At 68.9% G+C, this 20,245-nt stretch carries 26 protein-coding genes and 1 pseudogene; 19 read left to right on the forward strand and 8 right to left on the reverse strand.

Features of this window, described 5'->3' with window-relative positions; all coding sequences use genetic code 11:
- Nucleotides 1–899 precede the first annotated feature (899 nt).
- The 4 genes from ABEA10_RS50790 (at nucleotide 900) to ABEA10_RS50805 (ending at nucleotide 7,545) form a co-directional block, all read left to right on the forward strand.
- Nucleotides 900–1,532 carry an isochorismatase family protein gene (locus tag ABEA10_RS50790; RefSeq protein ID WP_345475918.1) on the forward strand — a complete coding sequence of 211 codons (633 nt, stop codon included), beginning with the start codon at nucleotides 900–902 and terminating at the stop codon, nucleotides 1,530–1,532.
- A 511-nt stretch (nucleotides 1,533–2,043) separates the two neighbouring features.
- Nucleotides 2,044–2,274 carry a hypothetical protein gene (locus tag ABEA10_RS50795; RefSeq protein WP_345475919.1) on the forward strand — a complete coding sequence of 77 codons (231 nt, stop codon included), beginning with the start codon at nucleotides 2,044–2,046 and terminating at the stop codon, nucleotides 2,272–2,274.
- 374 nt (nucleotides 2,275–2,648) lie between these two features.
- Nucleotides 2,649–6,611 carry a MobF family relaxase gene (gene mobF / locus ABEA10_RS50800; RefSeq protein WP_345475920.1) on the forward strand — a complete coding sequence of 1,321 codons (3,963 nt, stop codon included), beginning with the start codon at nucleotides 2,649–2,651 and terminating at the stop codon, nucleotides 6,609–6,611.
- A 76-nt stretch (nucleotides 6,612–6,687) separates the two neighbouring features.
- Nucleotides 6,688–7,545 carry an SLATT domain-containing protein gene (locus tag ABEA10_RS50805; RefSeq protein WP_345475921.1) on the forward strand — a complete coding sequence of 286 codons (858 nt, stop codon included), beginning with the start codon at nucleotides 6,688–6,690 and terminating at the stop codon, nucleotides 7,543–7,545.
- Nucleotides 7,546–7,559: 14 nt separating this feature from the next.
- On the opposite strand, the gene ABEA10_RS50810 is transcribed toward ABEA10_RS50805, so the two are convergent.
- Complete coding sequence (locus tag ABEA10_RS50810; protein WP_345475922.1) at nucleotides 7,560–7,778, reverse strand: hypothetical protein; 219 nt, start codon at nucleotides 7,776–7,778, stop codon at nucleotides 7,560–7,562.
- 551 nt (nucleotides 7,779–8,329) lie between these two features.
- On the opposite strand from ABEA10_RS50810, the gene ABEA10_RS50815 reads away from it, so the two are divergent.
- Together ABEA10_RS50815 and ABEA10_RS50820 are read left to right on the forward strand one after the other, a co-directional pair.
- On the forward strand, nucleotides 8,330–8,509 hold the full coding sequence (locus tag ABEA10_RS50815; protein WP_345475923.1) for a hypothetical protein: 180 nt from the start codon (nucleotides 8,330–8,332) through the stop codon (nucleotides 8,507–8,509).
- A 59-nt stretch (nucleotides 8,510–8,568) separates the two neighbouring features.
- Nucleotides 8,569–9,249 carry a Crp/Fnr family transcriptional regulator gene (locus tag ABEA10_RS50820; RefSeq protein WP_345475924.1) on the forward strand — a complete coding sequence of 227 codons (681 nt, stop codon included), beginning with the start codon at nucleotides 8,569–8,571 and terminating at the stop codon, nucleotides 9,247–9,249.
- 24 nt (nucleotides 9,250–9,273) lie between these two features.
- On the opposite strand, the gene ABEA10_RS50825 is transcribed toward ABEA10_RS50820, so the two are convergent.
- Nucleotides 9,274–9,573: a hypothetical protein gene (locus tag ABEA10_RS50825; protein ID WP_345475925.1), complete on the reverse strand. Its 300-nt coding sequence runs from the start codon at nucleotides 9,571–9,573 to the stop codon at nucleotides 9,274–9,276.
- 25 nt (nucleotides 9,574–9,598) lie between these two features.
- Nucleotides 9,599–9,838 carry a hypothetical protein gene (locus ABEA10_RS50830; protein ID WP_345475926.1) on the reverse strand — a complete coding sequence of 80 codons (240 nt, stop codon included), beginning with the start codon at nucleotides 9,836–9,838 and terminating at the stop codon, nucleotides 9,599–9,601.
- 107 nt (nucleotides 9,839–9,945) lie between these two features.
- Between ABEA10_RS50830 and ABEA10_RS50835 the strand changes: the two genes are divergently transcribed.
- The gene (locus ABEA10_RS50835; protein ID WP_345475927.1) at nucleotides 9,946–10,749 is read left to right on the forward strand and encodes a hypothetical protein; all 804 of its coding nucleotides are present in this window, start codon (nucleotides 9,946–9,948) and stop codon (nucleotides 10,747–10,749) included.
- Between the two features lie 71 nt (nucleotides 10,750–10,820).
- Here ABEA10_RS50835 and ABEA10_RS50840 read toward each other — a convergent pair whose 3' ends face one another.
- From ABEA10_RS50840 to ABEA10_RS50860, 5 genes are all read right to left on the reverse strand, one after another.
- Nucleotides 10,821–11,591, reverse strand: a complete 771-nt coding sequence (locus ABEA10_RS50840; protein WP_345475928.1) for a GNAT family N-acetyltransferase — start codon at nucleotides 11,589–11,591, stop codon at nucleotides 10,821–10,823.
- A complete protein-coding gene (locus ABEA10_RS50845; protein WP_345475929.1) occupies nucleotides 11,588–12,415 on the reverse strand; it encodes a GntR family transcriptional regulator in 828 nt (275 codons plus the stop codon). The genes ABEA10_RS50840 and ABEA10_RS50845 overlap by 4 nt, the downstream gene beginning before the upstream one ends.
- Before the next feature lie 184 nt (nucleotides 12,416–12,599).
- A complete protein-coding gene (locus ABEA10_RS50850) occupies nucleotides 12,600–13,478 on the reverse strand; it encodes a helix-turn-helix domain-containing protein (RefSeq protein ID WP_345475930.1) in 879 nt (292 codons plus the stop codon).
- A gap of 12 nt (nucleotides 13,479–13,490) precedes the next feature.
- Nucleotides 13,491–14,054, reverse strand: a complete 564-nt coding sequence (locus ABEA10_RS50855) for a DUF6879 family protein (RefSeq protein WP_345475931.1) — start codon at nucleotides 14,052–14,054, stop codon at nucleotides 13,491–13,493.
- A 6-nt stretch (nucleotides 14,055–14,060) separates the two neighbouring features.
- A complete protein-coding gene (locus ABEA10_RS50860) occupies nucleotides 14,061–14,288 on the reverse strand; it encodes a hypothetical protein (protein ID WP_345475932.1) in 228 nt (75 codons plus the stop codon).
- 251 nt (nucleotides 14,289–14,539) lie between these two features.
- On the opposite strand from ABEA10_RS50860, the gene ABEA10_RS50865 reads away from it, so the two are divergent.
- The 12 genes and pseudogenes from ABEA10_RS50865 to ABEA10_RS50920 form a co-directional block, all read left to right on the forward strand.
- On the forward strand, nucleotides 14,540–14,911 hold the full coding sequence (locus tag ABEA10_RS50865; RefSeq protein WP_345475933.1) for a WhiB family transcriptional regulator: 372 nt from the start codon (nucleotides 14,540–14,542) through the stop codon (nucleotides 14,909–14,911).
- Nucleotides 14,908–15,384 carry a hypothetical protein gene (locus tag ABEA10_RS50870; RefSeq protein WP_345475934.1) on the forward strand — a complete coding sequence of 159 codons (477 nt, stop codon included), beginning with the start codon at nucleotides 14,908–14,910 and terminating at the stop codon, nucleotides 15,382–15,384. The genes ABEA10_RS50865 and ABEA10_RS50870 overlap by 4 nt, the downstream gene beginning before the upstream one ends.
- Complete coding sequence (locus ABEA10_RS50875; protein ID WP_345475935.1) at nucleotides 15,384–15,593, forward strand: hypothetical protein; 210 nt, start codon at nucleotides 15,384–15,386, stop codon at nucleotides 15,591–15,593. Before ABEA10_RS50870 ends, ABEA10_RS50875 begins: the two co-directional genes overlap by 1 nt.
- Nucleotides 15,590–16,036, forward strand: a complete 447-nt coding sequence (locus ABEA10_RS50880) for a hypothetical protein (RefSeq protein ID WP_345475937.1) — start codon at nucleotides 15,590–15,592, stop codon at nucleotides 16,034–16,036. Before ABEA10_RS50875 ends, ABEA10_RS50880 begins: the two co-directional genes overlap by 4 nt.
- On the forward strand, nucleotides 16,033–16,548 hold the full coding sequence (locus ABEA10_RS50885) for a Pycsar system effector family protein (RefSeq protein WP_345475938.1): 516 nt from the start codon (nucleotides 16,033–16,035) through the stop codon (nucleotides 16,546–16,548). The genes ABEA10_RS50880 and ABEA10_RS50885 overlap by 4 nt, the downstream gene beginning before the upstream one ends.
- Complete coding sequence (locus tag ABEA10_RS50890) at nucleotides 16,545–17,024, forward strand: ATP-binding protein (RefSeq protein WP_345475939.1); 480 nt, start codon at nucleotides 16,545–16,547, stop codon at nucleotides 17,022–17,024. The genes ABEA10_RS50885 and ABEA10_RS50890 overlap by 4 nt, the downstream gene beginning before the upstream one ends.
- On the forward strand, nucleotides 17,021–18,250 hold the full coding sequence (locus ABEA10_RS50895) for a hypothetical protein (protein WP_345475940.1): 1,230 nt from the start codon (nucleotides 17,021–17,023) through the stop codon (nucleotides 18,248–18,250). Before ABEA10_RS50890 ends, ABEA10_RS50895 begins: the two co-directional genes overlap by 4 nt.
- The gene (locus ABEA10_RS50900) at nucleotides 18,250–18,498 is read left to right on the forward strand and encodes a hypothetical protein (protein WP_345475941.1); all 249 of its coding nucleotides are present in this window, start codon (nucleotides 18,250–18,252) and stop codon (nucleotides 18,496–18,498) included. Before ABEA10_RS50895 ends, ABEA10_RS50900 begins: the two co-directional genes overlap by 1 nt.
- Entirely contained in the window at nucleotides 18,495–18,668 is a 174-nt protein-coding gene (locus ABEA10_RS50905; RefSeq protein ID WP_345475942.1) for a hypothetical protein, read from the forward strand. The genes ABEA10_RS50900 and ABEA10_RS50905 overlap by 4 nt, the downstream gene beginning before the upstream one ends.
- The gene (locus tag ABEA10_RS50910) at nucleotides 18,665–19,153 is read left to right on the forward strand and encodes a hypothetical protein (RefSeq protein WP_345475943.1); all 489 of its coding nucleotides are present in this window, start codon (nucleotides 18,665–18,667) and stop codon (nucleotides 19,151–19,153) included. The genes ABEA10_RS50905 and ABEA10_RS50910 overlap by 4 nt, the downstream gene beginning before the upstream one ends.
- A gap of 26 nt (nucleotides 19,154–19,179) precedes the next feature.
- Nucleotides 19,180–19,623, forward strand: a complete 444-nt coding sequence (locus ABEA10_RS50915; RefSeq protein ID WP_345475944.1) for a hypothetical protein — start codon at nucleotides 19,180–19,182, stop codon at nucleotides 19,621–19,623.
- 10 nt (nucleotides 19,624–19,633) lie between these two features.
- Nucleotides 19,634–20,245, forward strand: a pseudogene (locus ABEA10_RS50920) (hypothetical protein); the annotation flags it as partial.

Here is a 20,245-nt window from a genome sequence, read left to right on the forward strand (position 1 = left end):
GAACCGACCCCGTACGGGCATCCGCTCGTACCTCGCGGAAGAGCAGAAGAGGCACCCGTACGGCGTTGCCACGGCCGATGAGAAAGCCGTACGACCAGAAGGCGCTGTGACCAGGCGAAACGACGTGGCCCGTACACCCGCTGCGCGGAGAAGGAGGGGGTGTACGGGTCCAGGGTGTACGGGTCGTTTCCCCTGATGCTCCAGGCTTCCGCTAAAGCTCCAGCCGTGGAACTGCGCGAATGACGATGAGAAGGAAAAGGGCATAAGGGAACCTGGCAACAGCGGTCCTGTGGACCCTCGCTCCGCTCGGCCTCTCCGCTGGCGCTCCGAGGCACTGTTGGCCGGCATAGCCGACGGGTTCCACCGCTCGCTCGAGCGCCGGGCTCGACATAACGTCTCTTCGCGATCGTGGTCAGCCGACGCGTGTTGAGGTGCGGTCTGGCGCGCTGTCGGGGTTGACCCTCCACACTCCTGGGCTGATCTCGTGCGATCGGGCGCGCATCTGCTGGGCCAACTCACCGGGCCACCGGGTTCCAGGAAGCGACCAGCGCGCTCCTGCAAAGGCCGTGCGGGTCAGGTCCGCCCGGCTCACCAGCCGGTCAACGGCACCGCCAGCGGCTCCTGCAAGCCGGGCCGACAGCATGACACCCCCGGAAATACATGCCTGCGCAGACAACTTATTACGATCACGACGCCGAACGGCGTCCGCACACGACCGTAAGGAGAGCACGTTGCCTACCACCATCCGCGCGCTCGTGGCAACTGGCCAGAAGCCGGCTGACTGACACCAGCCGTACGAGCCACACCGGCCCGGGGCCTCGGACGGGTCCGCACCGGAACCTGAAGTCGACCGCCTCATCGGACCAGAGCAATTCAGCCCCAAAACGGAGGAGAAAGTCATGCCGCACACGCCACTCACCGCCGACAACAGCGCGGTCGTCCTCATCGATCACGAGGTCGGTTTCTCGAACCTCATCGGATCGCACACGATCGAAGAGAACCTCAACGGCACGGTCGCGCTGGCCAAGACCGCGAAGCTGTTCAACCTACCGCTGGTCGTCACCGCCGCTCCCGAGGACTTCGCAGCAGGCCCTCTCTACCCCGAGCTCGCCCAGGTCCTCGGCGACACCCCCGTCATCCACCGTCCGCCGGTCTTCGACGCGTTCGAGAGCGACCAGTTCGCTGCGGCCATCGACGCCACCGGACGCAAGAAGCTGATCATGGCGGGCATCCAGACCGACATCTGCCTCGCCCTGACCGCGCTGACCGCTCTCGACCGTGGCTACGAGGTTTACATCGTCGTCGACGCCTCTGCGGCGACTACCAAAGAGACACACGACACGGCGGTCATGCGCCTCGTTCAGGCTGGCGCGATCCCCGTCAACTGGCTTGCCGTCGGCTCAGAGATCCTCCGCGGTTGGGTCGACCAGCCGCTCGCACCAGCGTTCGGGGAGCTCATCTACCAGCACCTGCCGTCCTGGCGGCACAACCATGTCGCGGGTGACTCCATCGCGAAGTACGCCAACAAGTAGTCCCAACGCTGCACCCCAGGCCGGGCGTGCTCTCGCTCGCTCCGGGCGCTACCCGATCCTGTGAACGTGTTCCGCGAGCTGGTCGGCGACGGGTGGTCCATCACCGCCGACCAGCTCGCCGCGCTGTCGCCCTACCTGCGTTCGCATATCAGCCGCTTCGGCGCCTACGCCACCGACGAACTCGCCCAACAGCCTCGACCACACGGCCGCGCACCCACGCATCGGCGGCCCAATAGCGCTACGCCGCATCCCGCCGCACACCTTCACCATCACCCCGCGCGACGACCTCCTGGCACCCGCCCAGCGCAAGGCCGTCAGCACTACCGCCCTATTCCACGAAGAACTCACCCGCGACGAAGCCACCGTCCTGGCCGCCGCACTCGCCTTCGGCAACGGGCCCCACTACGCAGACTTCCGTCGCGGCTACCTCCACGCCGAGCACGCCCTCAAACAAGCCGGGCTGCTGCAATGCCGCAACGGCCCCCACCACGCCGAACCAGCCTGGGACATCATGTTCAGCCTCCGGCTCAACAACGACGGCCACATCGCCGGCGAACGCGGAGAGCTCCCCAACACCTACCCGCCACGGCCGCGCTTCCCGCACGGCGTGCGCTGGAGCGACGACCCCCTCCACGCCTATGGCCCCACTCCAACTCCAAGCGATCCGGCCGAGCCGGACCCAGCCCCCCGCGACGCGGACGACCCGCTCGACCTCAGCACCGACCACCAGGCGACGGACTGACAGGCGCGCCTCCAACGGCGCGCCTGTCCCCACTGACAACAGGTCCGCGCCGACCACTGACACTAAGTTCGCGTTCCCACTGACAAAAGTTCCGCGCTCGACAGGATTCTCTGCGACCAGGCGCTCGTTGCCGAAACCGCGAGGACACCCGGGTGACCAGGCCGACCCCAAGCCCCAAAGCCCCCATCAACACACAAGTCAGCCCAGCGACACACCGGCACAGAGCCTTGAAACCCGCACAATCCAGACGCATGATCAAACACAGCAAGATCAGCCGAAGGACCAAAGGTATCGCCTGACGGCGATACGACCGGCAGGGCCGACCCAGAGGCAGGGTGGCCGCCGCCGGCGGGGGGTTCGGGGGAGGGATCAACGTGGCGTGGGTGACCACGCTGGGCCCGGATGAAGCGCAGGGGGATTACCGGCTGACCCTGTCCGCGGGGTGCGGCATCGAGCAGCTGCACGGCCCCGAGCCCGGTGTCATCGAGCCGGAGGCTGACGTGCTGGCGGAGGACCACCAGCTCGGGTACCGGATGACCGCGGAGGAACGCCCACTGGTGTGGATCGGCAACGGCCTGGCCGAGTTCGGCATCACCCCCGGCGCCGAGCTGACTGAGGCCGACCACGACGTCGCGCGGGCGTTGCTGGACGGTGCGGATCCACGGACCGGTGAGCAGCTGGTGGACCCGAAGCTGGAGTACGCGCCGATCGCCAAGCTGCCCGCCATCCCGTTCCTGGCCGCGCTGACCGCCGCCGGGATCGAACGGGGTCAGCAGGGCAGACCGGCGGGGTTGGCCGACCTGGTGGGCAGCAAGAAGGCCGTTGCGCGTGTCGAGCGGATGATGCGCGGCGTGGACCGTCAGGGTGAGGCGCACACGGTCCCGATCGATGACTTGGAGCGCCTGGCGGCCCGGGCCGGTATCGAGTTGGAGCAGGTCTTCCCGGCCGGGAAACTGCAGGCGGCTCGCAACAACCGGCACGCCCGGGTCCGGATCGGCAACCGTGGCTATGACCTGACCCTGGACCTGCCCAAGAGCTTGTCCGTGCTGTATGGGCTGGCGGACGGTGACCTGGCCGCCGGGATCGAGGCCATCTACACCGCGGCGGTGTACGAGACCATCGCGGCCGTGGAGACCTGGACCGGGTACGGGATGCGCGGCCACCACGGCGACGGCCGGCAAGCGACGCGGATCGACACGAGTGGGCTGATGGGGTGGGTCATGTGGCACACCGTCGCCCGCCCCGTCGACGGGCAGGCACCGGACCCGCATCTGCATCCGCACATCGTGCTGGCCAACATGGCCCGCGGTGTGGATGGGAAGTGGTCGACGTTCGGCGCGGGCGGTCAGGACCTGCACCGGCACGCTCACGCCGCCGACGCGCTGGTCAAGGCCCGCATCCGCCGCGAGCTCACGCGCGTCTACGGCACCGAATGGGCCCGCAACCCGGCCACCGGCGCGTGGGAGATCACCGCCGTGCCGCCGGCGTTGCGGGAGCACTTCTCCAAACGCGGTGCGCAGGTGAAGGCGTTGTTCGCCGAACTCGGCCTGGACTATGAGGCCGCCAGCACGGCCGAGCGGAAGTACCGGTCCGCGACGTCGAAGGAGGCCAAGCAGCGCCGCGTCGGCCCGGTCGACCTGCGCACCGACTGGCGCGCCCAAGCCGCGCAGCAAGGCACGCCCGCCGGCGCCGTCATCGACGCGGCGATCCGCCCCGGCCAGAGCCTCCCGGCCCAGCCGAGCATTGAGGAGATCGCCGCGCAGATCTTCGATCCCGAGCATGGGCTGACCGCGCACCGCAAGACGGTGACCCGCGCCGACGTGCTGGCCGCCGTCATGGACGCGATCCCCGGCGGCGTCGCCGGCCTGACCGAGGCCGAGCAGCTCACCGACGCCGTGCTCGCCCTGGAGGCACACGCCGCACCGCTGCCCTCGGCGCCGCCGCACCTGTCCAACGGCGCCCGCTACACCACCCGCGACATCCTGGCCGCTGAGCAGACCAACCTGGCGGCCGCGCGGGCCGGGTACGGCCGGACGTTCGCGATCGTCGAGCCGAGCATCGCGGAGATGGCCCTGGCCGCGTTCTGCGCCGAACGCGGCTATGACCTGTCAGGCGAACAAGCCGCCGTGTTGGATCGGCTGGTCGGCGCCGGGCACGGCGTCGACGCCGTGGTCGGGACCGCCGGTGCGGGCAAGACCACGCTCATGTCGGCCGCCCGGACCGCTTGGCAGACGGGCGGGTACACCGTCGCCGGCGCTGCGACCGCCGCGGTGGCCGCACAGAACCTGCAGGCCGAGTCCGGGATCGCCTCGGCCACCATCGCCTCCTGGCTGCACAGCATCACCCACGGCGGCCGCGCTGGCCGCCGGGGCTTGGACGGCGTCGACGTCCTGGTCGTGGATGAGGCGGCGATGGTCGATGACCGCCAGCTCGCCGTGCTGCTCACCCATGCCCGCGCCACCGGGACGAAGGTCGTGCTGATCGGGGACCCCAAGCAGCTCAAGGCCGTCGGGGTCGGCGGGAGCTTCGCCGGAATCTGGCGCCAGGTCGACGGGCCGGCTCTGACCGAGAACCGGCGGCAGAGTGATCCGATCGAGCGCCGTGCCCTGGCTCTGTGGCGCGATGAACACCGCGACGACGCGCTGCGCACCTGGACCGCCGGCGGCCGCGTGCACGCCGGCCGCGACCGCGAGGACACCCTGGCGGCCCTGGTCGCCGACTGGGCCCACCTCCGGACCGGGCGCTTCACCGACGCCCACACTGAGCTGGCGGAGCTGCTGGTGCTCGCGGGCACCAACAGCGAAGTCGACGTCATCAACACGACCACGCGGGCCATCCGCCGCGCAGCCGGGGAACTGACCGGCCCCGACGTCGCCTACCGCACCCCACGCGGGATCCTGGCGCTGGCGGTCGGGGACCACGTGCGGGTCCGCGGCAACGACTACCGCAGCCGCCGCCCCGGCGCCGCACCCGGCACCGTCGACGTGCTGAACGGCTACCGCGGCGTCATCACCGCCATCGATGACCACCGCAACGTGCGCGTCGCCTGGCGCCGCCAGGCCGCCGACGGCCCGGTCATCGAAGCCGAATGGATCACCCCTGCCCAGATCGCCGCCGGCGACCTGTCGCACGGCACCGCGATGACGGTCGCCGCCGCCCAAGGCCTGACCGCTGACGTCGCCCTGGTCTACGGGCTCGGCCTGGACCCGAACACCCTCTACCCCGCCATGTCCCGCGACCGGCACCAAGCCCACCTGTACCTGCCACGCAACCTGCTGGAAGACGACGTCGACCGCGCCCGGCACGGCGAGGCCGAAACACCCGAGCAGGAACTGGCCCGCGCGATCGACGCCTACGCCCGCACCCTGCGCGGTGACCGCGCGGACCGCCTGGTCCTCACCGAACTCGGCCGCGAACCCGACCCGATCGCCACCCGCGTCAGCGACCAGGCCGCTGCGGCCGCTGAGCATTGGAGCCGCCGCCCGTACGGCGACCGCACCACCACCGAGCTCGCCCGCCTCCGCGACGCCTACACCCGCGCCGAACGACGCCTGGCCGCGAAGGAACACCGCACCGCGGCCCTGCAGACCGAGGCCTCCGCCGGCAACGGCCCACAAGCCCTCAAGCTGATCGAACGCCGCGACGCCGTCGCGGCCGCGGCCGCGATCGAGACCCAGATCAACACCGTGCGGGCGGAGCTCGCCGGCCACCAGACCGACGCCGGCGCAGCCCGCCAACGCCTCGATGACCTAGAACGCCAAACCCGGCGCGGCCGTCTCGCGCTGCGCAGGGACGGCACCTCCCGCGAGCAGGTCCGAACCGACCTGAGCGCCACGCGCCGTGCGCTGTCCACTGCCCTGGACGCTGAACACGGCGCGCGGGCCCGTCTCGCCGACCTGGCCGCCCAGGCCCGCAGCACCTACGAGCAGCGCGACCCGGCATCAGGACCGGGGCCGCGCTGGGAAGAAGGCGCCGCCACCACCGAGCATGAGGACCTGACCAGCAACTGGGAGACCCACCTGGCCGCCGCGATCCGCGCCGACCACGACTCCGCCGCCGCCCGGGCCGCCACCACCGCCGACCTCGGCCTCCTCGACCACACCCGCGCCACCACCACCGACCAGGCCCGCACCGAACTCGCCGCCGTACGCGCCGAACTCAACCTGCGCACGGCCCTCCCACCCGACCGGGCCCGTGCCGAAGACCGCCAGCGCCGCACCGCCCGACGCAACGAGCAGGTCGAGCGGCAGCAGGCCCAGCGCGGCCCGGGTTATGGCCAGCCACACCAGCCGTATTCCGGAATCCGACGCGGCGACGGACCCCACCGCAGCCTGTAGAGATGATGACTGTCGTCCATTTGTGGTCGATAGCTGGTCCTTGACGTGCTTCTGACGCTGTTTATCTTGAGTAGTTATGGCCGAGCTTCCTGTTGAGGGACCGAACACCGCCGCCCAAGATTTTTCGGAAGCCCGGTTCAGGATTCACGAGACGAATAGGGATATCCATAACGCCGAGATGGGGCGCCGGCACACCAGAACCACGCTGGTCAGCATCGGTACGATCGTCGTCCTTGCGGTCCTGGCGCTGAATCTGCTCCACATCCCCCGGCGCTCGCCCATGCGTCTGGACACCGCCGTCCTGACCGCAATAGATATCGTCACGATAGTCGGGGGAATCGTCTCGTTTTATCTGGGGAGACGGTTCCTGGCGAGGAAAACGAAGGAAATCGCTGAGCTGCGGCTCCTGCTCGCGAAACATCGCGAAGCCGAACGCGATGCCAAGTCCCGGATTCCGGCTGGCGGTGCCGCCCGTGTGCTGTGGGCCTACCACTCCGACGTCATGTCGACCATCGAGGAGTACCGCGACCACGCACTCGGATATCGGAAGATTCATAACCGCTTCCAAACAGTGATCATCATCGGGTCTCTCCTGACCAGCGCCATCACTACCGCAGCGGTCAAGTACGCCGGCCTGGAGTGGGCCGCCGTCGGCATCAGCTTCACCGTCGGCGTCTCGGCCGGGATGACCGGATACTTCAAGTTCCGCGAGCGGAGCATGAACCTGCAGCAAGCCGCCGACCAGCTCGAACACGAGCACAAGGCCGTCGAACTCGGTATCCGCGCCTACCGGAAGCTCGGCGAAGAAGAGCGCCTGGTCAAGTTCGCCGAAGCAGCAGAGGACATCAAGGACGATCAGCGCAAACGAGAGCAGCAGCTCGAACAGCCACCCGAAGCACGATCGAACGCGGCGAACACGGCCACCCCAGCCTGAAGCGCCGAGGCCGGTTACGCCGGACGGATGTCAGGTACTCCCACCTGGCGTTCGTTGCGGATTCCGACCTGCCGGAAGGTGAGCTCGGTCTGCAGCGCCCGGATCAGAGCCTCATCGGGCGTGCCTGCCGCCCGCAGGCGTTCGATCATGGCAGTCAACTGCTCGGCGGTCATGTCCCGTATCGGCTCGGCCGGCCATGCCAGCTGTTGTTCGCCCGGGTACTCCTCACCCACGCCCCGCCCCCTCTTCGTTCCCCCGAAACTCCCTCACGGGGCTCAACCCGCCCCGCTGCTCCTCAATTCCCACCATCTGGCCGCGACCCTGGCCATGGTGCTGCTGACGGCCATCACCGTGGGCCGCTTCGCGTACGCGGTGGTCACCGCGGCCGAAGGTGGCGAGGACTGGCGCGCGGTCCTGCTGCCTCGTCGGATTTGGTGCCTGTACAAGTGCGGACTAATGGGTCAACTGACCCAAGAGATACCTGGGTAGGCCGAAATACTTAGGGCAGGACAGCGTGCCTTCCATGGCTTGGGATGTGGCGCTGACCAGGTGAGTTGCCCCCAGCGTCTGGAAGCGCGGGGGCTTCTCGCATTTCCACAGCGTTTCAACCGGGGTGCGCCCCCCTTCCCGCGCCCGAGGTGGGGGCATACCGTCCCAGCTATCGCTGGCTGTCGGTTTGTGCGGGGTCTGGTCTTCCAGACGTTCCACCCAGACCCCGCAACACGGTCGACCGCCGGTCCATAAGCCCACATCCCAAGCCAACGAACGGCCATGGAAGAGCATGATGCATTCTGATCGTCCACTGTCCCTGCTCATCGGCGGGCTCGTCACCCTCGCATTCGTCGGGCTCGCCGTCTACATCGTGCGGTCGACCCCAGCTGGCACTCGGGCGCGGGTGCTGACTGCGACGGCCACCCTCATGGCCTCGCTCCCCGCCGTACTGTTCGCTTTGTACGGGCGGTGACAACCGTGGCCACATCGCTTCCCGCTAGCCCGGCAGCACACGCGCGGGACTTTTGGGGCATGCTCACCCGCCAAGAGCAAGCCACACTGCGCGCCCGCACCTCAGCAAGCCGTCACCGCAAGGGCACGGTCATCGTCTCGGAGGGGGTTCCCGCCGATCGGGTGACCATCATCCGCTCGGGATGGGCCAAGGCCACCGCGATCAAGGGCGACCGGCCAGTGCTGCTCCGGCTGTACGGGCCCGGCGAACTGATCGGCGTCTCAGCCGCCTTGACGGGCACGGCCCCGGCGGAGACGGTGACGGTCACCTCCTGGGAGGTGCATGCGATCAGTTTGGCCGCCCGCAGCTTCTCTGACTTCCTCCACCGCGCCGCCAATGCCTCCGCCGCACTGCATCGCCTGCAGCAGTGGCGCTTGGAGGAAGCCGACCGGCTGCGCACCATCCGCGATTACCCCACCGCCGCCCAGCGACTGGCCGGGCTACTCACCGAACTGTGCCGGCCAGAGAACGACCCCATCCAACACTCCGACGGCACCCTCAGCGTTCCCTCCGCAGGTGCTTCCCAGCAGGACCTGGGAAGCTGGATCGGCGACTCCCGCAAGACCGTCGTACGGGCCCTGTCCGAGCTGCGCAGCCTGAAGCTGATCACCTCCGAAATGCGCCAGCACGTCAGGGTCACTGACCCCGATCGGCTCCGCACCTTCGCCGAGGCCGCCGACGCCGGCCGTCCCACCAGCTGATGTCGCGCGCGGTGCCCGGGACGGTCAAGGACCGATCAGATCCCGGACCCGACCGACCACCGAAGCATGGCGAGCGGCGTCCAGTTCGCCGAGCTTGCGTACCAGACGGTCGCGATAGACCACCACGACCAGATCAAGCTGAGCCCGGCCAACACCGGAAATCTCCTCACCGAGGAACCCGCTCGCCGGCGGAGCGTACGACGGATTCTCCGGCGGCGCGTCGACGATCGCGGTCAACACCATGTCCGGCCGCGCCGAAGCGTACCGGTCGCCGCTGATGACCAGCCGTGGTGCGAGCTTGCCGCCAGCCTTGACCGCCCACACCTCACCGAAACGCGCCGCTCCTGGCTCAGGCGGCACCGGCCACCCGCCCCTGCCGCCCCGTACGGTCGGCGAGGAACTCTTCCTCGGCGCCCTCAAGCTGCGCGCGCCGGTCGATCCCGTGCGCCTGCTCATACGCCTGACGGTCAGCGGCCTCACGAGCGATGATCGCCGACTTCACCGCGTCCGCCATGAACTCCGACACGGTCACCCCGTCACGACGTGCGGCGTCCCTGATGATTGGTTCCAGCCAGTCAGGAACGCTCACACTCAGCTTGCTAACGGCCATACCACCAACCGTACTACTGATCGGATTCCGACTTGTGGCCGAATGACTACCCAGTGTCTGCCGGAACGGGCACGATGACATCCGACATGACGAACATCGACCCAGACCCCCTGATGCCGCGGTACACCCACCGCACACCGCCCGAGCCACTCGTGGCCAGTGACACCGCCAGCTGGTATCCCCAACCCGCGGGCGATGACCTGGACGAGGCGTTGCGACACGTGCTGGACCAGTTCGATAACACCAAGCACGCCTCATGGGTCATCGACAAGAAAGGCGACGGAGGGACTGCACTGCTGTTCGCCATCGACACCGGCGCGGTGCACGTCGTCGGCGGCTCGGCCCTGGCCGGAGAGATCCGCGCCCTGCTGGCCAGTGAAGCCATCGGCGGCTGGCGGCTGCACGAGCTCCCCAGCACGGCAACCCCGCTGCGCACCCTTCGCCCCCAGCTGGACGTACGGTTCTACAACCTGCTTACTCGCAACGGGTTCACTACCGTGGAGGAGGCGGCCGCCGCCCCCGACGAAGGCCTCCGCCAGCTCCGCAACGTCGGCCCCAAGTTCATCGCCGCGCTACGAGCTGTCACCGGTGAATCCGAGGAACGCCGGCTGGCCGTCACCAGCCTCATCGCAGGTCAAGAGATACGAGATCGCCAGGCGTACCTCGACGAGCGTCTCCAGGTGCCGACCGCTCTGCGCTACGGCCCCTTCATCGACGCGCTCGCTCGCAGCAGCCTTCCGCCCGCCGCATTGGACAAGATCGCCGAGGTCCTGAACGCCGAAGACCTGCCACCGGTCGATCCCACCGTGGCCCTGCTGCTGGAAACCGCCGGCGAACAACCCCTCCTCGATCACTACCTCGGCACCCACCGAATCACGACGCCAGACTGAACCCGCAGCGTCGCCGCGCCCTCCCGATACGGAATTGGCAGCAGGCTCAACGAACTACTCCTGCTTGGTGGTCATCCGGTGCCCCTCAGCCCTCGTGCCGGACGCGCCGCCGGGCGGCGCACTTGGTGGTGGCTGCGGTCGTACCGGCCGCTGCCGGACTGAATCACATACATGGGCGCTGACGCGGTGGGCATCTCACAAGTCCAGTCGAGGCCGTACGTTGCCGCAACCACACCCTCCCGGTAACGGCCGCCCACGCTGAAGATGACCCGGTCACCTGGCGCGTAGCGGGCGTCGGTGTTCAGCGGCGTGCCTGTGTACAGAAACGCCATCCACGCTTCCTCGTCCCGCTCGGCGACCCGCTGGAACAGTGCGCCAGAGCGGCGATGCTTGCGCTCTGCGGTCCGTACGTACGACCAGCCGGTCTGCTCGTAGTAGTCGTGTAGGTTCCGGTTCGTACGCCAAGCGTCCAGACGCACGAGGTCAACGCCGTTCCGTGCGGCCTGGTCGACCAGCCAGCGGAACAGCGTCGTGCCGAGCCCTCTTCCGGCGCGGTCACGAGCGATAGTGACCTTGCTGAGGTACAGGGCGTTTTCGGCGAGTTCGTCGGAGGTCCAGAAATCCGTGTCGCCGTCGGCCGACGCAGCGGCGGTTGCGACAGGGGTGTCGCCGTCGTGGACGATGTAGACCTCGCGGCGGTCGATCAGCGGGCCGATTCGGTCCGGTCCGAAGCCGTTGCCCCACTGGTCGAGGCCGCGGTCGCTGAGCCAGCGTGACGAGGCGTTGAGAAGTGCCAGGACGTCGTCGAGGTCGTCGGCGATCGCGGGCCGGATGGTATTCATGCGGGCAGCTCGTAGACCATGCGAGCACGATCTCCCGGCCAGGTCGTGACGGTCACCTTCACTGGGCGCTCTTTCGTGTAACCGGTACGGGCCTGGACCAGTACGGGGATGCCCACCGGGATGTCGAGTGTGCGGATTTCCTTCGGCGTGGGCATCCGCCAGGAAAGCTCGTCGCGATAGCGGACCTGCACGTACCCCATCTCGCGCATGAGGGCGATGACGCCCTGCGCGACGTCGTCGGGGTACATGATCGGGGTTCCTTCGGCGATGTCCAACGGGTAGTAGGTGTCGGCGAGGTTGTGCGGTTCGCCGTCGACCGTGCGCAGCCGCCGGCGCGCTACAACCGGGGTGCCTTCGTCAATCGCCAAGCAGCGTGCAATGGCTGCGGAGGCGTTGACGATCTCAGCGGCGATGGTCTGGCTGGGCTCTCGGCCTTCCTCGCGGACGTCCGCGACCCAGGCGTCGACGCCGGTGACGCGACGTTCGTCGGCGCGGTCTATCGATTCGGACTGTGAGCCGTGGAAGGTGATCGGCCGGTTGTTGCGGACACGTCGGCCGGTGCGCCCTTGGCCGCTGGTGATTAGGCCCTGGCTGCTGAGTTCCCGAAGGGCGTTCCGGATCGTGTTGCGGGAGACCTTGTACTGATCGACGAGGGCTTGCTCGGTTGGAACTGCCGCACCAGCCGGGAGGTCGCCGTTGGCGATCCGCATACGCAGCTCATTGGCGATCTCCATATATAGCGGGGCGTCTGGGTCGGGCGACGGCGCCATCCAGGTCTCCTGAGGGATCCATTGGTTCTGTTCCAACAAATCTATCTGTCCCACCTTGACGCCTTCCGCTCGGCAGGTCCATGGTTGGTGGTTAGTTGGTTCTGTTGGTACAGAACCAATAGAACCAACCGTTTGACGGCAAGCACACCCGCCCAAGGGCCCCGGGACAGCGATGGCTCCCCAGGGTCCGCGAAAGGACCAAGATCGGATGGCTCGTACGACGTGGCTTGACCTGCCGCTACTCGGCAGGTTCGCCTGCGTCGGCAAGCCCCACGAGCGCGCGTTTGATGATCGGTACAGCGTCGCGGCCGATCGAGGCCGTCTCCCGAAGCAGGTCGAACCAGCGTTCGTAGTGAGTGAGCTCGTCCGGGTCGCTGAGTTGCTGCTCGCCGGTGAGCGTTTCGACGACGACCAGGTGGTCGTCGAAGATGACGAACCCGCTGGTTGGAAAGACGGGCACGGCGCGCTCGAACGGGATGATGCCAAATTCCAGCGCCGGCAGGCCGGTGAGCCCGATGAGTCTGTCAAGTTGGCCGGCCATCGTGCCAGGCGAGCACAGACGCGTTCGGAGTGCGGCTTCCAGGACGATGAGCTGGATGCGCTTAGCTGGCTGGTAAAGGATCTGCTGGCGTTCCATGCGGGCTGCGACCATTTGGTCGATGTCGGTCTCGCTTGCTCCCCAAGCGGCAGGCCCAGATGGCAGGTGCAGCAGCTCGCGGGCGTACTCGGCGGTCTGCAGCTGGCTGGGGATCATCGCGGGCTGGAACTTTCGGATCCGTGTGGTCTGGGCTTCCAGCGTTCGGACGCTGATCTGTTTGCCCGACGCACCGCCTGCCGCGCGGTAGTGCTCTTTCCAGGTCGCGTACTCCATGCGGGCCCGCTCGAGCTGGGCGAGGAGTTCGTCCACGACGGCGGGTGGGGCGCCGGCGGCGACGCCCCACTCTCGGATCTCCTGCGGTGTTGGCGACTGCTTGGCGGTCTCCAGCTTGGAGACCTTGGACTGCAGCCAGCCCAGCCGCTGGGCAAAGCGGTTTCCGCTGAGCCCGGTGCTTTCCCGGACTTCCCTCAGCCGATCCCCCAGCTTTTTGCGTTCCCGCAGGTGAGTGCTGGTCGGCAAGCCCCTTCCTCTCTAAGACACTCGGTTCAGCAGACCCTGATGTCTGCTCATGTAGTCGCGGTACGGGACGGCGGTCGCCAGGGCCACATCACGCCAGCGGACAGCGTCACCGACCTCCGCTGGATCGTCGATGAGCTCGGCCTCCACGAGGCGCGTGTCGGCGTCGTAGATCATGCGCAACAGCACCTGGTCGTCGAAAAGCCAGTAGTCGTGCCGGGGCAGATCTGCAGGCCATCGCCCAGTGTCAGTCGCGATGATGCCGATGTCCTCACCTGCGGCGACATTGTCCCGATAGCTCCAGGAGAGCTCGTACCGCAGGTAGTCCGAGACCGGTTCGACGACGATGTGCACGCGTCGCATGGTCTTACCGGCCGCCGCGGCGTTGCGGACACGTTCGATCCAGCCTTGCTTGTGTGGGTCGTGGGGACGCGGCTCGCCGGCCAGGAAGCGCCGGAGCGGTTCCTCCTCGTAGTCCACCTGGTAGCGCTGGAAAGTCTCCAAGCGGAATGCGCTGCGGGTAAAGGAGTCGAACAGCCGCCGGTACTCCGAGCTTCCTGGCTCGAGCCGATAGGTCATGTCACGTCATCCAGCCTGCGCCTGCAGGGCGTCATAGCGGGCCAGGACGTCACGCACAACGGAGATGTCGATGCGGACGCCGGTCTCTCCGGGCAGCACGTTCTTGAGGTTGGCGAACGTGGCTTCATCGATCTCCGGGCCCTGGAAGACGATCTCGCCGTTGTCGGCGAGGTATCCAGCAGGACAGCCGTCATCTCCGGACGTGCCGTCCTTAGCCAGCATGACGAGCTCCACGTCGGACTCCTCTCGGCCGATGGCCTCGTCGCCTACATGGCGACCTATGCACGCATAGTCGCTCGCTATCCCGACAGTCGTCAACGCATGAACCTCAAGCAGGTGTCATCTGAGGAGGGTTATTCAAATCTAACCTTGATAGTTGGATCTATTCGAGGTTAGCTCGGGTTAGGCAAGAAACGCGAGCGGCCTCGGCGGTGACGCGCCGAGGCCGCGGAAGGGTCCCGCCTCGCGAAAGGACACAAGACCCAATGGCGAGTATCTCGCAACTCCCCACCCCTGTTGACCTGGACCTCAGCGTCGCCACGTCACTCTCGAACGCGACGTTGCGTCAGCGGATCGCCGAGTACGGCGACTGCCTGGAGGCGCCTGAGCCCGACGAGTGGTTCCCGAACGAACCGACTTCCGAAGAGGCGCGCACCGCGTACGAGCAGACCGCGCGTGAGCTGTGCGCGGACTGCCCGGTGATCGCCGAGTGCCTGGAGCGTGCGCTCCGGTTGGAGGCGGTCCCCTACGTCGTGCCGCACGGCATTTTCGGCGGCACGGCGCCGTGGACGCGCAGGGCGATCAACCGGAACCGGCGCCGCCGGGCCTACGCCGGGGCCATGGAGGTGTCGGCATGAGGTCGACCAACCACTCCTGGCACGAGGCCGGCACCGCCGGTCCCGAGGCCGACGCCTACGCCAAGCAGGCCGATGACCTGATCGCGGATGCGCTCGGCAGCGAACTTGAGGGCGCCGACCTCAGCCCCCAGACCCGGATCCTGGCCGGTGCCGCGTACGCGCTGCTGTCGGTCGGCAAGCGCCTGGAGGCCACCGAGGCCGGCCTCACCGAGGCGGTGCGCGAGCTGACCGCCACGGTCGCCAGCGCCCCGCTGGCGGATGTGGCCGGTGACCTGTCCGACATCAGCCTCGGGATCGCCAACGTCGACGACACCCTCGGGTCCGTCGCCACAGCGATCGAGGGCCTGACCGAGCAGCGCCGCCCGTCGTTCACCCGCCTGCTGTTCTGGCGCCGCCGGACCGCAGATGTGACCTGCACGTACTGGCCGACCGACGTCATCGCCTTCACCGGTGCGCCAGGAGGTGAGCGCTGATGCTGAAAGCGCTGCTCTCCTACGTCGTGGGATTGAGGGTCCAGGCCCGCCACCCGCAGCTGGTCCGTGTCGATGACCGGCACGGTCTGCTGCGTCACTGCGACTTCAGCCCCCTGGGCGTGTGGGCCGCCGTCGACTTCGGCAACGGCCGCACGGCATGGTTTCCCGGCGACCAGGTCGTCCTCCTGTCTCAGGGGGAGCGGCTATGAGCACCCGGACCGTGACCACCGTTGTCCAGGTGACCCGCCCGGACGGCACCACGTTCGTCTCCGAGGAGACGCTGCAGCAGGCCGCAGCGCACTACCCGAGCAGGCGGGGCTACCACTGCAAGCCGCTGGTCACCCACGTCGACGCGACCGGCACCACGCCGGTCTCCAGCGGGCTGTCCCACCAGGACCGGGATCTGCTGCTGCACGCCCAGCTGGCCGTATTGCTGGAGAAGGTCCGAGCCGCGGTGGCCGCGCACCGGGCCGGCGAGCCGGACCCACTGGTGCACCTGATCGACCACCTGGACAAGCTCGGCCTCCTGCCGCCGGCGGACGTGCCGCCCGACCAGCTGCTCGGCCAGGCCCGCGAGTGCGCGGCGCTGGTAGGGCAGATCGCCGACCGGATGCTCGTCCAAGCGCTCACCGCAGGTGGTGAGGCGTCATGAAGTACGCGTCGCTGCTGAAGAGCGAGCTGGCGGTGGTCCGCGCCGAGCTGACCCGGGTGGACGCCAAGTGCCAGACGTTGGCCGGCCTGTCCGGCGCGGCGGCCGCGTTCACCGCCACCCAGGTGGCCGGGCACGGCCCGGGCACCACGCGGTGGACGCTCGGCGTGGCCGGCGTGCTGCTGGCGGCCGCCACCGTGCTGCTGCTGACCAAGGTGCTCCGCCCGCACCTGGGCATCAGCGGGTTCTGCCAGTACGCCGACCTGACCTCCGACGAGGCCGAGGCCTTGTTCACGCACGGCTGCTCGGCCTGGCATCGCGAGCAGATGCCCGCCTATGACCCGACCAGGTACGACCCGGCCAAGATCGAGGCGGACGACATCGAGCTGATCGACCTGATCGCGCTGTCTCGCCTGGTCCGGCGTAAGTACCGCTGGCTGCGCCGGGCGATCGACCTGAGCGTGGTCGGCGTGGTCTTCATCGGCCTGGGCGTCCTGGCGGGGGCGATCGCATGACCGACACCGCCACCACCATCCCGGCCGACCCGGTCATGTTCCGCCGGTCCTTCGCCGGCCTGCCCGAGTGCGTCGCCGACGCGCGGGAGTTCCTCGCCGACTGCCTGGCCGGCACGGCCTGGCCGATCGATGAGGTGGTCCTGGCCGCCGACGAGCTCGTCACCAACGCGGTACGGCACAGCCGATCCGGCGGGCCGGGCGGCAAGTTCGACGTCCGCCTGCGGATCAAGCCGGCCTGCATGGTCCAGGTCGAGATCTGCGACCAGGGCCCGCTGCCATCGCCGACGGCCGCGGCACCGGAGTACCGGTGCGAGGGCGGCCTCGGGCTGCCGATCGTCAAGGCGCTGAGCGACGAGGACGGCGAGTACACCGACCGGCTCACCGGGTTCCACATCACCTGGTTCCGCATCCTCCAGCGCCCCGCGGCCGCCGCCGCGCAGGGCGCCTGCACCCCGGAAGGACAGACGACGTCATGACCACCACCCCGGCCAACGAGCGCGCCGACGAGCGCACCGTGTCCAGCCAGGACACCGCGCCCCGCCGCTGGGGCTGGGCGATCCTGCTGCTCACCAGCGGTATCTCGCTGGCGTTCAACATCGGGCACGCGATCAACGGCAACCCCACGGCCTCGGCCGGGCATTCGTCGCGTCCGTTCACGCACGTGCCGATGCCGCTGGCCGTGCTGTACGGGGTCGCGCCCGTCCTGGTCGCGATGATGCTGTCGCACCTGATCGCGATCCAGAACGGCGGCTGGGGCAAGCGCGTCGCCACCGGCGCGGTGTTCGTCGCCGCGATGTCGTTGTCGGTCCGCTCGATCTATGAAGTGCTGCAGCCGCTGGCCGGATCCTGGGGGCTGCTGTTCGCCGCGATGCTGGATGTCTCGGCGCTGCTGGCCCTCAACGAGGTGCTGGCCTCCGGCCACGACACGACACCCGACGCGACGCAGGACCGCGACATCGCGACCGGCCCCACCGGTGATGTCGCACACCACGACGTGCGCGTCGACCGCGACATCAACCGCGACATACGGCCCGGGGGGCGGCGCGACATGCCGCCTGGCCTGCCGGGCGACATCAGCCGAATCGCAGGTGGCGATGTCGCGGCCCGGAGCGACATCGCGGCCCCCCGCCAGCCCGCGCTGCCCGCCCCCACGCCGAGCGCCGGCGCCAAGCCCGGCACCGGTCAGGCCCGGACGGCCGAGCAGGTGGTCGACATCGACGCCCGGCGCCGCCGGACCGAACCCGCCCGCAAACCCGCAGGTGACAAGCCCGCAGGCGAGCAGACCCGGTCCCGTTCCACGGTCGAGCAGCAGGTCGACAACCTGGCGAAAGCCCAGGCCATCCTGGCCGTCGAGTCAAACATCAGCGGCGCTGAGCTCGGCCGCCGGCTCGGCCTGACTCCCCGCCAGGGGCAGCGGCTGATCAAGGAAATCAAGGAGGCCGAGCAGTCTCCCACCGCCACGGCGGAGGGCCACGACATCCCCGGCGCGAGCGGGAGCGACATCGAGCGCGACACCGACCGCGACATCACCGGCCCGAGCCGAAGCGACATCGGCGCCGAGTCGGCCAGCAATGTCGCGCGACCCGCGCCTGAGCCGCGTCGCGACATCACGACCGCCACGAAGACCGATGTCGCTCGCGACACCGGCGACGCGGATGGCGATGTCGCGGAGGCGACACCGCTGAGCGAGGCGGTCCGCTGATGGCTGGAAAGCGACGTGGGACCGGCAAGCCGATGCAGCGGCACGCCGGCGCCGCGCGGCGGCGGGAGCGGATGCAGGCCGACCTGGCCGGCGCCGCCGACGTCGTCGCGCGGCTCGCGATCGCGGCCGAGTACCTGCGCGGCGCGATGCGCCGCAACCCGGCCGCGGTCCGTGAGCAGGCGGTCGAGGGCCTCATCCAGCAGCTGGTCGCAGCCGGCGACCAGCTCAACCAAGGAGTCCGCAAGTGACCGAGAACACCAAGAACCTGATGGTCAACGGCGATGAGCCGCCGATCGTGCTGGGCGTGGACGAGGGCCAGGCCCTCCTGGCCGATCCGGCCGTCACGGCCACGGTCGCGGACCTGATCCGCCTCGGCCGCCAGGCCGGGATCGGCGCGGTGGAAGGAGACCGGCGATGACGGTCCGTGACGAGACGGCCAGGACGGTGCCGCACAGTGCGGTCACGCCGGACAGCGGCCCCGCCGAGGGAGTCAACGCGGGCGCGCGCGGGCGCGCGCGCGAGGCTACACCCGGTTCCGCACAGTGTGGTGCACAGTCCACCGCACAGTCGGCCGCACAGTCCGAGGCCGATTCCAGCACTCTCGGTAAGCACCTGGCGAAGGTCTGGACCCGCTTCCTGGGGTGGATCACGCCGCCGGACATCTGGAGCTCCGACCGCCCGAGCCTGGCCAAGGTCTGGGCTCACGCGACGCACGGGCAGTGGGCGCGTCCCACCGGACCGGCCCGCCGGGCCGGCCAGATCTACACCGTGCTGGTCGCCTTCCCGATCGCCGCGTGCTGCAAGTACATCGAGTGGCTTTCCGAGCGGGCCTCCCGCCTGGTCGCCGCCGGCGTGCTGCTGGTCGTACTGGCCCAGTTCCCGCCCATCTCCTGGCTCATCTGACCCCCCACATCCGAAGGAGGTACGTCATGGGGTTCGTAGTCGCCCTGCCGGCCGCGGCGATGCTGTGGCTGCTCAACAAGAAGTTCAAGAAGGCCAAGTCCAAGAAGTGGTGGACCTACCTGGTCATGATCATCGCGGCCTGCGTCGGGGTGGGGCTGGTCTTCACCTTCGTCGGCTCCTGGTCCGCCGCGGGCGTGTCCTGGGGCGCCGGGATGCTGTCCAGCCTCGCGGGCGTGAAGAACCTGGACGTCGCGGTCTCCCTCACGCTCACGATCTTGATGCTCGGCTGGGCGATCGGTGACATCGCCTTCGACAAGAAGGCCGACAAGGGTGCCCAGTTCGCCGCGATCGTGCTGCCCACGCTGCTGACCCTGGTGGTCGGTGGCGCGCTCGGCCACACCGGCGGCGACGCCGTCCACACCGTCTACGCCCAGCTGCAGACGATGATGTCGCGGCTGGGCGGGGCGTGAGGCGGCCGTCATGGACCTGATCATCGTGTGGTTCGCCGTCATCCTGGTCAGGAACCTGTTCCAGGACCTGATGTGGCTGATGCGCGGCGAGGACCCGCCCAGCTTCCGCCGCCAGCAAGAACGCCTCCGCCTTCGCGGCGAACGCGGCGGCCCGATCACCGACCGGAACGAGGCACGCCGGTACTGGGCGAACGCCTGGCACGACGCGTGGGAGTCCGCCGACGAGCGCCGGCAACACCGTCACGAAAAGCGCGCTGCGGAACGGCGAGCGAAGTGGGCGGCCGAGGACGGCCAGGGCGGCGATGCGAACGTCGCGCCGATGGACGTCGCCGACCCGCTCAAGCCGAGCGAGCCCGCGCCCGCGTCCGGGGCGCCCACGAGGCCGGCTGCCGGCGGGCAGACGGCACCGGCCGGCGCCGACCCGAGCAAGGCCGCGGCCCCGAAGGCGTCCAACGATCCGGAAGAGGTCGCCTATCAGCGGTACGCGATGCGGCGACGCAACGGATCGACGCCCGATTGGCACCAACTGTCCAACGAGCTGGGCATGCACATGACGGCGGCCGAGGGGCTGAAGCGGCGCTGGGACGCCCGGTATGAGCAGGAAAACCCGGGGGCCGCCCCG

It is taken from the genome of Actinoallomurus oryzae, from assembly GCF_039541955.1.
GTDB lineage: Bacteria > Actinomycetota > Actinomycetes > Streptosporangiales > Streptosporangiaceae > Actinoallomurus > Actinoallomurus oryzae.

Coding starts and splice junctions, on each gene's coding strand:
- ABEA10_RS50790 (WP_345475918.1), top strand. CDS start 900: ATGCCGCACACGCCACTCACCGCCGACAACAGCGCGGTCGTCCTCATC.
- ABEA10_RS50795 (WP_345475919.1), top strand. CDS start 2,044: ATGTTCAGCCTCCGGCTCAACAACGACGGCCACATCGCCGGCGAACGC.
- ABEA10_RS50805 (WP_345475921.1), top strand. CDS start 6,688: ATGGCCGAGCTTCCTGTTGAGGGACCGAACACCGCCGCCCAAGATTTT.
- ABEA10_RS50815 (WP_345475923.1), top strand. CDS start 8,330: ATGCATTCTGATCGTCCACTGTCCCTGCTCATCGGCGGGCTCGTCACC.
- ABEA10_RS50820 (WP_345475924.1), top strand. CDS start 8,569: ATGCTCACCCGCCAAGAGCAAGCCACACTGCGCGCCCGCACCTCAGCA.
- ABEA10_RS50835 (WP_345475927.1), top strand. CDS start 9,946: ATGACGAACATCGACCCAGACCCCCTGATGCCGCGGTACACCCACCGC.
- ABEA10_RS50840 (WP_345475928.1), bottom strand. CDS start 11,591: ATGAATACCATCCGGCCCGCGATCGCCGACGACCTCGACGACGTCCTG.
- ABEA10_RS50855 (WP_345475931.1), bottom strand. CDS start 14,054: ATGACCTATCGGCTCGAGCCAGGAAGCTCGGAGTACCGGCGGCTGTTC.
- ABEA10_RS50865 (WP_345475933.1), top strand. CDS start 14,540: ATGGCGAGTATCTCGCAACTCCCCACCCCTGTTGACCTGGACCTCAGC.
- ABEA10_RS50870 (WP_345475934.1), top strand. CDS start 14,908: ATGAGGTCGACCAACCACTCCTGGCACGAGGCCGGCACCGCCGGTCCC.
- ABEA10_RS50875 (WP_345475935.1), top strand. CDS start 15,384: ATGCTGAAAGCGCTGCTCTCCTACGTCGTGGGATTGAGGGTCCAGGCC.
- ABEA10_RS50880 (WP_345475937.1), top strand. CDS start 15,590: ATGAGCACCCGGACCGTGACCACCGTTGTCCAGGTGACCCGCCCGGAC.
- ABEA10_RS50885 (WP_345475938.1), top strand. CDS start 16,033: ATGAAGTACGCGTCGCTGCTGAAGAGCGAGCTGGCGGTGGTCCGCGCC.
- ABEA10_RS50890 (WP_345475939.1), top strand. CDS start 16,545: ATGACCGACACCGCCACCACCATCCCGGCCGACCCGGTCATGTTCCGC.
- ABEA10_RS50895 (WP_345475940.1), top strand. CDS start 17,021: ATGACCACCACCCCGGCCAACGAGCGCGCCGACGAGCGCACCGTGTCC.
- ABEA10_RS50900 (WP_345475941.1), top strand. CDS start 18,250: ATGGCTGGAAAGCGACGTGGGACCGGCAAGCCGATGCAGCGGCACGCC.
- ABEA10_RS50910 (WP_345475943.1), top strand. CDS start 18,665: ATGACGGTCCGTGACGAGACGGCCAGGACGGTGCCGCACAGTGCGGTC.
- ABEA10_RS50915 (WP_345475944.1), top strand. CDS start 19,180: ATGGGGTTCGTAGTCGCCCTGCCGGCCGCGGCGATGCTGTGGCTGCTC.